The sequence below is a fragment of the Legionella nigrisilvae genome (assembly GCF_977063395.2).
In genome coordinates, this window is sequence record NZ_CDRUGZ020000041.1 from 525,132 (window position 1) to 536,011 (window position 10,880).

Genomic DNA, 10,880 nt, shown 5'->3' on the forward strand with positions numbered 1-10,880 from the left:
CATGATGAAACGATTATCTAACTGGTTGCTTGGAGAAATGAATCCCCAAGCTATAAAAGAACAAGCTGTTAAAAAGCGTTACGCCAATCCTTTACCTTCTTTTGCCGATAGATTGACTATTGTTGATTTTAATGAACAAGAGCAGGTCTTTTTATTTGCCGATGGCAAAAGTCTAGGCTCAGGATTTGAATTAGGTGATATTCAGGCAGAAGCAGCCTCCTCTGAGTATTTACAAGCGGTATTTCATAAAATTCGGGATACCTTTGCATCCGTAGTTCCACTACATGCCGTTGATCCTTGGGTCATGCAGATGTTTGTTCAAGACGAATATTGCCTTGATCCCGTTATTACTCATATTAAAACCCAAATCCCCCAACAATTTAGAGACAGTCCATTAACGCAAGATTATTTAAAACGCCTGCACGATCTTTACAATAAAATGACCCGACCCGAAGGCTTATTTATTGATCCCAAAACAGGCGCACCCTACCGTGGACGAAGACGAAGAATCAGAGTTTTGTTTTATAGACAATTACACCAAACCAATCTACCCCGAGAGCAAATTCTTCTCGAACATCAAGAAGTCATTAGTCAGATTGAAACCAAACTGCGCTCACCAGGGCTGGAAATCAAACGCCTCAAAGGGCAAGATTATTACCAGTGGTGGATACGTTGGTTTAATCCCAAATCAGCTGACGAGATATTAGAACAATACCCTTATCCGAATCCCATACCAGCAGGATTTAACCTAGCGCAAAATGTATTCTTTACGCCACCTGTAAGCGATGAAGATGGGTTTGTTTTTGAAGGAAACAAACAAAGAATTCTGTATGTTGACGGGTTAAAAGAAGCGCCTATCATTGGATTAGTCTCACGAGAAAGACAGCAAGCTAATCCCAAACATCGATACGCACTTTTAGATACCTTGCCAGAAGGAAGCATCTACACAATCCAAGTCGTCTTTAGTCATGATGAAAATCTTGATTCCCATTTAACGCGATTGGAAAAAGGAATCGTAGGAACCAGTCTAAAACCTCAGGAAGTCCGAGATGATATTAGGACAGCCCGTAATGAGTTAAGTATGGGCAATCGATTGTTCTGGGTTAATCAGGCCATTTTCTATCAAGCTGAAGATGAGCAACAAGCTCAAATCATAGAAAAAAATCTGCACGCGATTTTCAACGATGCCAAAATGCCCTTGATTCATTCCAACTATGATCTCCATCCTCTAAATTCCTGGCTCAATGCTCTGCCCTTTAATTTTGATCCCCACTATGCCCGTAAATATTTATGTTTTGATCGTCTGATGTATGCCACTGAGCTGGCAGCACTGCTTCCGGTCTATGGACGCAACCAAGGTGCAAGGCATTTACCTTGTTTCCCCTTTTTCAATCGTTTGGGTGAACCTGTTTTTTTTGACTTACTGCATCATGATTTTGTTAGCCAAAATTCTCATTGCGCTATTTTTGCAAACTCTGGTGGTGGCAAGTCGGTTTTAACGGGTTGGATGATTCAATCTTTATTAGCCATGAAAAATGCCCGAATAGTGCTTTTTGAAATGGGGAACTCTTTTGACAGGATACTCATTCACGCCAAAGCGCACGGTAAAAAGACCAAACAGTTATTACTAAGCAATAAGAAAGATGAAGCAGTCCCATTAAATCCATTTTGTGAAGCATATAAAGCTATTCCCGAAATCACAGATAATTTAAGTACAAAGCAGGCTACCTTAATTGCTCAAAAAATCATGGAATTAAAGAGCAACCTTCAAGAACCTGCTAATTCAGAAGACGTGGTCTGTGGTGATGGTCACCGCTCCTATCTGGCCGAGCTTGCTTTAGCTTTACGTACCATGATTACTGAGGCTAATGCTTTGGAAGAAGAACAATTTACTTTGGCTGATGAAACTCTATTAATCGAAGTGTTAAGTGATGCGATTTTAACGTCCTTTAACAATGACATACCGCAAATGCTCACTGAGCATATTGTAAGTGCTTTTAAACGACGACTTGATAGAGAAACAGTTGCTCGCAAAAAAGACCGCATCCTTGATATGCACGATCGACTTAACAGTTATGTGATTAACAGTGCCAAATCTCGTTTTTTTAATGTGTCGACAGAGCCTTTAGGTGACTTTGATATTTTTCATGTTGATATTTCAGCCATTAAGGATGATACCGGAAAGCTGGCCTTGGTAATGGTTTCATTATTGCCAAGAATACTGGCTATGGCAGAAGCTACTCAAAACGATAACAGACCAACCTTTCTCTTTATTGATGAATCCCATTTGCAATTTCAAATCCCTTCTGTTGTGACCGTTTGTTTACTGATTGCCAAAGTAGCAAGAAAGCTCGGTCTTTGGCTGGTTGCTATTACCCAAAACGTCACGGACATGAATTCAGAAAAGGCCACCAAAATTTTATCGTTGATTGAAACCTGGATTTTATTGGGACTAGATGAAAAAGAAATCACTGACGTAAAACGCTTTAAATCCCTAACACCACAGCAGGAAACATTAATCAGAGATATTGATTCGCAAAAAGGCTTGTATGCAGAAGCGGTTTTATTAGGGTCACGTTATCAGGGTTTGTTTCGCGTCATTCCACCTCGCTACCTACTAGCACTGTTAATGACCGAAAAATCAGAAAAAGCTCAACGTCACCTTCTGGAGAAAGAACATGATGTACTTGAAGCAGCCGAAATCATGGCTAAAAAACTCGAACAACCTAAAACTGCTATTCACAATAGGACTTATTTTTATGACTAACTTGTCCTTTGCTTTAGAAAGCACTAGCCCTCCTCACCCAGTGAACACCTTCATCATAGCCACACGGGTCTTGCAAAAGCTATTTCAAAACAGCCATTATAAAGTGATTGGTTCTTGTACCTGGGCTGTAGGCCGTCTACCGCCCAGGCTTGAAGTCACGCCCGCGGTTGAGCAATTCTTGCCTGATCTAATCATTACTGTCAGCAATAAGCCAGAAGAAAATCCCTGGCTTGAGGCACGAACGCTTTACGAAAATAAAGCAGCAAGAACACTGTATCAACAAGCTTATAAAGCTGCGACTGGTTCTGAATTAGGTTTTGGCAATGACAGCGGCCAAACCACCGATCTTCATATTAATGATGAACGCACCCGTATCGTTGATGTTATTGGCAGCCCTGCTGCTTTCTATCGTATCCCTTACCTGTCACATAGACCTGAAACAGGTTTTGGTGTTCCTTATTATCTTGCCGAAGCTGATGCAGTCATGGATAGAACAGAAGCCGCTGAGTTGTTGTATATGGGAACTCATCCATACCTATTAATTAATCATGACATTGGCACATTCACCCAAAATTGGGGTTCTGAAATTCCAAGATTAATGCGAGTGACTCAGCCCTATAACTATAGAGCCTCAGTTGTAGCGGCCATGCACGCAGCGGATATCGTCACCAATAAAAATCCCTTACATGTCACCAAATCAACTCGTAATTCCTGTGGGAGAAACTGTGTAGTAGCTAATGCCATTTATGACCCCAGAAACACCAAGGTCATCTGGCAGGAAATCTACCCCATTAACCGAAATATTCACCCAGGGGATGCACAGGACTTTGGTACAGAAGATGACAAAGCGGGTAATGGTAATTATGTATTTGTCCTCTGGCGTAAATACCGCGGCTGTATCCAGCACGAAGGCAAACTCGTGAACTTTTTAACCTTTCCCAAAGTAGAACAACCTCAAAAACGATAGGACGATGCCATGAAGAAATCACTACTACTTAGTTTACTAATCCCCTCTCTGATCCAAGCTGGCAGCTTTATGCCTAGCCAATCTGATTACTATTACGAATTAGGAGGAACATCTAATTTATTTATTCCACCCGTCAATAAAGATCAAACACTGGTTATTGGTGCAGATATAGATGGCCGTATGGGCTTTTCCTGTAGCGGTTTTAATCCTGTGGTATCCATTACCAATACTTTTCAGGATTTAAAGAAATCAGCATTAAATATCCCTGGCGGTGTAATTGATAATTTGAAAGGCTCTGTCGCAGGATTTCCGCTTTATAAGCTACAACAGTCCATGCCTGCTTTATACAATGTTCTACAAAATGCTGCATCTAGCGCGCAAAATGAATTTACCCTCAAAGTTAAAGATTGTCAGGAAGTCAAACAAGCATTGGAACAAAACCAATCTCCTATGGAAGGCATCTTATCAGTATCAGATAGTCAGGGATGGCTCGATGCTGCCAAACGGGCTAAGAAGGAAAACGTCGATGTGACCGAAACGTCAAAAAGTATTGCCCAAAAACGAGATGAATACGGTCTACCCTGGATAGGCAGCGATAAAGGCAATGCTGGCGGTAAATTCCAACGCCCCATTAAGGTGATTAATGATGTAGTCATTGCTGGGTACAACATTCTTTTGGAGAGAAAACCTTTAAATTCCTTGGAGAAACCAAGTACTAAAATCCCTATGACACTAAGCTGGCCAACGCCTACTGATGCTGCCAATTGGGCAGTTAAGGTTCTAGGTGATATTCAAGTCAGCAGCAGTGAAAACAAACAAAATCACGATGCTAAAGCAGGGATAGGCTTATCAGCCTTATTGCAAAGCTGTGCGAACGCTAATACCTGTAGTCAGAACATTGCCAAAGCCTTATGGAATTTAGTCAATGGTACATGGACACTGACCGAAGAAAATCTGCATAAAGTCAGCGCCTCCAATTTACTGATTACTGATGAAGTCATTATCACAATTCAACATTTACCTCGTGAAGAACAGATGCTCACTGTCTCGAAGTTAGCTGAGGAAATTGCTGTCCAAAACATGTTGGATAAAGCCTTAATGATGCGTCGTATTTTACAAGCAGGACTGCAAGTACAAGAAGTACAAAACTTAAAACCTGCTATGAACATGGTCCTTTTTGCACTGAAAAAACTGGATGATGACATTCACTCATTGTCATTTGAAAACGATGTCCGCAAAAAAATGATGAATGAGACTTTGGGAACCATCATGGACATTCGCCACCAAGCACAAAACCAAAATATCCCAGGCCAGGATCATGAACAGCCAACAGTAAAAAATGGTGCAATCTACGTCAAAGAAAATAAAGGAGCTTAATCATGATCGTCTTTAACCCTTTATCCCTCTACACCACCTATCTAGGCTGGCAACAGTATGAGGTTCTATTTAACGCCCTGTGGCAAACAGGGCTGTTATATCTTGGCTTTTTGGCCATTGGCTATCGCTTTCTTAAAAATGTGCTTAATCCAGCTGGCGCTTTTTATGCTGTGGAACATGCTTTAAATAATTTCCTTTATGAATTGGCAGTCACTTTCCTGATATGCAGTTTATTTGTCTATCCTTGCGTACCATTGGAAACCAAAGCCTTACAATTTAAACCCCTATGTGGACTAAAGAACCCAACGACTGCGGTCATTGGCGACAGCGGCACAACTTATGATGAAGCCTTTGCAGATCTACTGACTAACCAGGTCAAAATTCCTATAGGCTTTGCCATTATCCAGAATTTCATGTCGAGCTTCACTTACAGCCTTATGAAGGTAACGGGTTGCACCGATAGTTTGCAATCTATTCAAGGCGATTTGGTATCAACCTATCTACCCCAAAGCGTTCGCAAACAAGCATTGGATTTTCATAGGCAATGTTTTATTGAAGCAAGAACTCAATTCAATAGTGAAAAGCATGAAGCCAGTGAGTTAGATCCTATGCTCAAACGCTATGGTGGTGAAGATGATTTAAACTGGATGGGTTCTAAAATTCTGCAAAAGATGTATTACAGCAAACTTCACGCTCGCCAACCCGTGTCAGGATTTACCTTTCATCAAGCCCCAAATCGCAATCTTGAAAAAGCAGCTAATCGTGGCGATATTCCACCCGAACGATTGCCAGAAGATGGATATCCAAGCTGTCAGCAATGGTGGAACAAAATCAAAACTGACCTGGTTGAAGTCTCTAATCAGGCCAGTGTTTTTAACAAGCATCTAAATTACTACGCCATGCTCGATAGAGTTCGCCAATATAAAGTGAAACACCCAAAAGCCTGGAAAGCAGACATCAGCGCAGAAGATTTTATTGCGAAAATGCTCTTGCAAGAAAGCAAAGACATGCAGACCAGTTCTGTGCAAAACCTCATGGATAATAACAATGGAAAGGTCGCATCTGCCATTACCCATAGCCTGGTCAATGTCGGACAATGGACAAAATCATGGACATCCACCCCATTAAAAAGAGAAGCAATCATGCAAACCCTGCCCGTCATGCAAGCGTTTTTCATGTTCTTTTTAATCATTTTAACGCCAATGGTATTGTCCTTAAGTTGCTATAGTCCAAGAGCGTTGGGCAGTCTGTGCGCCTTGTTTGTTATGGCTATCTTTCTTCAATACCTCTGGCATCTGGTCGGATTTCTCGAACGCTCTGTGCTTGATCCATTAGGGGAAAACGATGCTATTTCGGCCATGAAGAATATGGCTGTAATGTTTTACTTTGTAGCACCCGTTTTGTTACTCAGATTATCTAGTCATTTTGGCGGTGACGCTGGTGCAGGTCTTATGGATTTAGTCAGCGGTACTGAACGCCATAGCGATAACGTAAGTCAATCAGGTATGCAGGTAGCTAAAACAGGCGTTAAAGTGATATCAGGAGGTCTTCGATGAAGACCTTATTTAGACTCAAGGGATTCATTGTATTCACGAATACTAATCAAGCCCTTATCAAATTTTTCTTGAGCCTCATAAACAGTCAAATAGCGTTTAGCAGGTTTATCCTCGGCTACGCCAACAAGGGCATCAAGAACTACCGCCAACAAGCGAAATACCTTTCTCATTTGGAGCTATCCCTATGATTAAACATTACATCCGTTCATTCATTATAGTACTGATTCAAGCCATTTTACCAATCATTGGTTTATTGATAATTGCTCCTTGGATTATCAATACAAATATTCTTACTCGTTGGCAACATACATTCGCTAATATACAACCGTTGTTTCTAGGCTTACATGGACTACTTTATCTGGCTTTGATTTTGTTATGGCCAAAGCTGGTCACACGCATACAGATTAATAATCAACTCTCATCCGAACAACTCAAAACAGCCCTCAAAGTCCGCTGGTATCTACTGGCTATTTTCTTATTTATTGATGCACTGATGATTTGGAGAATGTTATGAGCGAATATCCTATTAATAACCTATTTCGGGAACCAACCGAAGCCTGGTCAGCGATTACCTGTTTGTCTTTGGCTCTACTCGCTTATAGCCAACCACATCTGTTCTTGCTTACGCAAACAATGAGTCTATATGCAGCGATTACACTATCAATCCCTGGTGTCTTTAGAGCATGGCAAGCAATAAAGGTTAAGCGATATCAGCACAGACTTTTAGCCATGCCAACCTATGCCCTATCCACCACAGAAATTCCTTTATCCAAAAACTGGCTATTTCTAGGTAAAGGTTTCCGCTGGCGACCAAGCCATACCCAAAAGCTGCATCAAATCAAACAGGTCAAAAATGAAAAGTTCATGCAAAGGAGCTATAGCTATCAGCTGGCCAGACAATTCTGCCAAAACCATGAACACACTCGATTAGCAAAATGGCTTAACAACCGCTCCAAGTTAAATCCATTCAGACCCGATCCTCCCGTCGGAGGAAGTCCTTTCCTTCACGGAGTTGGAGAAGAAGATAAACCAGTTTACATTCCTCAAGATGTACGTGTAGGTCATACTTTTGTGGTTGGTACTACCAGAGTCGGCAAAACTCGATTAGCCAGTATTCTGATTAACCAGGACATCCGAAACGGTGATGCCGTTATTGTTGTAGACCCTAAAGGCGACCAGGACTTGGTTAGAGACATGATGGCTGCCTGTAAGGTATCAGGCAGAACAGAAGATTTCAAAATCGTTCACTTAGGCTTTCCAGAGAAATCCGCACGATATAATCCTCTCAAAAATTTCGACCAAATCAGTGAAGTGGCTACACGAATCACCGATGCAATATCCGCAGAAGGTGAAGGGAAGCAATTTGCAGCCTTTGCATGGAAATATGTTAATATCGTTGCCATTTGTCTTGAAGAAATGAAACAACCCATTACCTACCAATCCATAGCCTTTTATATCAGTCGATTAGATCAACTATTGATGACATATGCCGACACCATTCTACCCAATCACTATCCCAAATATCATCAAGAGATTGAAGCTATTATAGAGGAACATGACAGCAAGATTGGTAAAAACAATAAAACCAAATCCCCTATGGAACGCCACCAGGCAGTCATTCAATATGTCAAAGACCACATCAACAAAACCATCAAAAGCAACAATGCCGAAGCGCTTCACGACCAAATCCTGATAGACCTTTATGATGCAGCTATTATGGATAAACACTACTATGAAAAAATCACAGCCAGCGTCGGCCCTGTATTGTCTGAAATCAATAAAAGTAATGCTTCAAAAATTCTATCGTCAAAGGCCAAAGCAGGTGACATTGAGCTGATGGATGTGATTAAAAATAAGAAAGTGCTTTATATTGGTTTAGATAGTTTAACTAATCCTAATATTGCCCAAGCAGTGGGTAAAGCTTTTTTGTCAGATCTGGTTTCTACAGCTGGTAAAATTTACAAGGAACCCAATGCTCGTTATATATTGAATCTGCATTGTGATGAGCTGTCAGAGATTATCCAGGATTCTTTTGTGAAGATTCTCAATAAAGCGGGCGGTGCTGGTTTTCAAGTGACCGCTTACGCTCAAACTATTCAAGATATGGAAGTTGCACTGGGTTCCAGGGCTAAAGCAGAAGTATCCGAGGGAAATTTTAATACCCTAATTATGCTGCGTGTTAAAAATGAAGAAACAGCCAATTTACTGGTTAAAGTGCTGCCTCAAGTTGGAGTTATTGGACATACCCAAGTTTCTATGGTTAATGATACACCTCATGGGGAAGATGGGGTTTATTTTAATACAACCAATGAGGACAGAGTACAAACTTCTTCTGTGCCTATGATTGGAGTAGAGGATATTATTTCTTTGCCAAAGGGGCAGGCTTTTGTTTTAGTAAATGGGGGAGAACTTTATAAAGTAAGAGTTCCTTTACCTTTAAGCCACAAAGATAAGTCATCTGATATCTATTCAATGAAATTGAAAATCAATCAACTACCAGAAAATTAACCCACCATGCCAATGGATGGTTTCTCCAGTTTTATTTGTTCAATATGAGATGAATGGATTCGTGATTCAAGTGATGTATCCAGTATTGCGGATCTAATATTGCATTGTATTTTTTACTGGGATTCCAAACGGGGCAAAAAGTGTTTTCCCATTAATTTGTACTTGGGTGAACAATTTAATAAATCCCGCTTTATTGGGCTCAATATGAAATTGTAATTCGGGTCCTCCACGTTCAGCCTTATTTTGGGGTTCTTTCCACATAGGATGAACGTGGGTAACGGTTTTAAAGTCTTCATTAAAACCAACGATGTGAGCATAGGCACCCATAATTGGTTCTAACGTATGAACTGGGTTTCCCTTGGCATCAACAATATCTATTTTACCCATGGCTGGTTGCCCCACTTGTAATGGTGTTTTATCAAAAGATAATTTGAACTGATAGCCATCAACAGTGCTTTCAAATAAAGGCTGGTGATCAATATGACCTCCTAATCCCTTAATGTTTTTAGGAGATGGAAAATCAGCAATAATATATTCCTGAATTTTTGTATTCGCAGGCAATAGATCGGCCCATGCACGATAAGAAGCATTTTTGAGGATAGGCTGCCACTCAAATTGGTAAACACCGGGTGTCGTTGTTTCAACTGGATGAACATGGCTGTAGTCCATGAGATTGTCATCAATAATCAATAAATGAATCTTTTGTGTATGTGCCTCAACAAGATCGTTTAGGGTAACTGGGTTATTATTTGTTGTTTTAGATAACTTGAGGAAGACTAGTTTCTTATCCTTTTTTTCAATTATCCTCTGAATTGATAATCGCATGGTAGCACTTTGCTGTGACTTCGATGAATTTTTTGAGGGATTTTTCATCGCATGATGATGTGAATTTCCAGCAATAGCAATTCCATAATACGAATTGCTTAATAGCAAACCAATGAGGGCAATGATAAATTTTTTCACAATAATTTTGGCTCCAAGGACACTCAACCGTTCTGTATCATTATATCGTAGATAAACACTAACTACCTAGGTTTCAATTAACCGCTTTATATGATTACTGTTTTTTTTAGAGTTTATACAACATCTCATTCAATTGCTTAAATCAGTTTAGCGAATTAAAGTATAAGAAAAATTAGATATGCTTAAGATAATTCACTTTATTTTAAGTTATTATTAGGTAATCTATTTATCGATGGAACTATCATGAGTGATATGGAGATCTTGGAGTATTTTCCTGAAGCAAGAGCCGAAGAGGAAAAAGAAAAAGCTCTCTGTTTTCACCCAAAAAATAGTAATCATGCACAAAATAATCTAGTCTATCTTTTGGATTGGGAAGAAGAGTTTGATGTTATCCGTTCAATCAATTAGAGCTATTTATTTTGACTGGTGATTGAATGACAGTCTATATTTTAATTATTTCCTTTTAAAATCATGGATAAAAATCATCATAAAACAAAGTCATTGGTTTATTTTAGCCTGCTGTTTATTACTTGCTGTTTGTACAAACAGTGGAGCTGCCAACGATAGTACAAAGAATTAAAATATTCATGTCGCGCAAGGCCATGGAGGTGGCAGTGGTCGTTAACATCAGGGGCTTTAGACTGAATTGTAAGGGTTTGTCATGAGTATTGATTCTCTTATAATACCAACTTAGGCGTTTGAATTTTTAGGGAAATTAAACTCACATGAATAATAGGTGAGC

At 40.0% G+C, this 10,880-nt stretch carries 9 protein-coding genes; 7 read left to right on the forward strand and 2 right to left on the reverse strand.

Going from position 1 to position 10,880, the window contains the following annotated elements:
- Positions 1-4 precede the first annotated feature (4 nt).
- From ACWTE2_RS28305 to ACWTE2_RS28320, 4 genes are read left to right on the forward strand one after another with little or no spacing between them, the layout of a single operon-like run.
- Entirely contained in the window at positions 5-2,767 is a 2,763-nt protein-coding gene (locus tag ACWTE2_RS28305) for a conjugative transfer ATPase (protein WP_028389631.1), read from the forward strand.
- Positions 2,760-3,734, forward strand: a complete 975-nt coding sequence (locus tag ACWTE2_RS28310; protein WP_014842596.1) for a TIGR03756 family integrating conjugative element protein — start codon at positions 2,760-2,762, stop codon at positions 3,732-3,734. The genes ACWTE2_RS28305 and ACWTE2_RS28310 overlap by 8 nt, the downstream gene beginning before the upstream one ends.
- A gap of 9 nt (positions 3,735-3,743) precedes the next feature.
- Positions 3,744-5,111 carry an integrating conjugative element protein gene (locus ACWTE2_RS28315; protein WP_014842597.1) on the forward strand — a complete coding sequence of 456 codons (1,368 nt, stop codon included), beginning with the start codon at positions 3,744-3,746 and terminating at the stop codon, positions 5,109-5,111.
- Positions 5,112-5,113: 2 nt separating this feature from the next.
- On the forward strand, positions 5,114-6,667 hold the full coding sequence (locus tag ACWTE2_RS28320) for a conjugal transfer protein TraG N-terminal domain-containing protein (protein WP_014842598.1): 1,554 nt from the start codon (positions 5,114-5,116) through the stop codon (positions 6,665-6,667).
- Between the two features lie 5 nt (positions 6,668-6,672).
- Here the strand turns inward: ACWTE2_RS28320 and ACWTE2_RS28325 are convergent, their stop codons facing one another.
- Complete coding sequence (locus ACWTE2_RS28325) at positions 6,673-6,837, reverse strand: hypothetical protein (RefSeq protein ID WP_010652859.1); 165 nt, start codon at positions 6,835-6,837, stop codon at positions 6,673-6,675.
- Between the two features lie 14 nt (positions 6,838-6,851).
- Here ACWTE2_RS28325 and ACWTE2_RS28330 point away from each other — a divergent pair, with 14 nt between their 5' ends.
- A complete protein-coding gene (locus ACWTE2_RS28330) occupies positions 6,852-7,181 on the forward strand; it encodes a hypothetical protein (RefSeq protein ID WP_014842600.1) in 330 nt (109 codons plus the stop codon).
- A complete protein-coding gene (gene traD / locus ACWTE2_RS28335; protein ID WP_014842601.1) occupies positions 7,178-9,175 on the forward strand; it encodes a type IV conjugative transfer system coupling protein TraD in 1,998 nt (665 codons plus the stop codon). The genes ACWTE2_RS28330 and traD overlap by 4 nt, the downstream gene beginning before the upstream one ends.
- Before the next feature lie 93 nt (positions 9,176-9,268).
- On the opposite strand, the gene ACWTE2_RS28340 is transcribed toward traD, so the two are convergent.
- Positions 9,269-10,138, reverse strand: a complete 870-nt coding sequence (locus ACWTE2_RS28340) for a hypothetical protein (RefSeq protein ID WP_028389632.1) — start codon at positions 10,136-10,138, stop codon at positions 9,269-9,271.
- A 243-nt stretch (positions 10,139-10,381) separates the two neighbouring features.
- Here ACWTE2_RS28340 and ACWTE2_RS28345 point away from each other — a divergent pair, with 243 nt between their 5' ends.
- Entirely contained in the window at positions 10,382-10,546 is a 165-nt protein-coding gene (locus tag ACWTE2_RS28345; RefSeq protein WP_154080663.1) for a hypothetical protein, read from the forward strand.
- Positions 10,547-10,880: the final 334 nt, after the last annotated feature.

Excerpts from the sequence above, each read along its gene's own strand:
- ACWTE2_RS28345 (WP_154080663.1), top strand. The coding sequence starts at position 10,382 with ATGAGTGATATGGAGATCTTGGAGTATTTTCCTGAAGCAAGAGCCGAA.
- ACWTE2_RS28325 (WP_010652859.1), bottom strand. The coding sequence starts at position 6,837 with ATGAGAAAGGTATTTCGCTTGTTGGCGGTAGTTCTTGATGCCCTTGTT.
- traD (WP_014842601.1), top strand. The coding sequence starts at position 7,178 with ATGAGCGAATATCCTATTAATAACCTATTTCGGGAACCAACCGAAGCC.
- ACWTE2_RS28320 (WP_014842598.1), top strand. The coding sequence starts at position 5,114 with ATGATCGTCTTTAACCCTTTATCCCTCTACACCACCTATCTAGGCTGG.
- ACWTE2_RS28330 (WP_014842600.1), top strand. The coding sequence starts at position 6,852 with ATGATTAAACATTACATCCGTTCATTCATTATAGTACTGATTCAAGCC.
- ACWTE2_RS28310 (WP_014842596.1), top strand. The coding sequence starts at position 2,760 with ATGACTAACTTGTCCTTTGCTTTAGAAAGCACTAGCCCTCCTCACCCA.
- ACWTE2_RS28305 (WP_028389631.1), top strand. The coding sequence starts at position 5 with ATGAAACGATTATCTAACTGGTTGCTTGGAGAAATGAATCCCCAAGCT.
- ACWTE2_RS28315 (WP_014842597.1), top strand. The coding sequence starts at position 3,744 with ATGAAGAAATCACTACTACTTAGTTTACTAATCCCCTCTCTGATCCAA.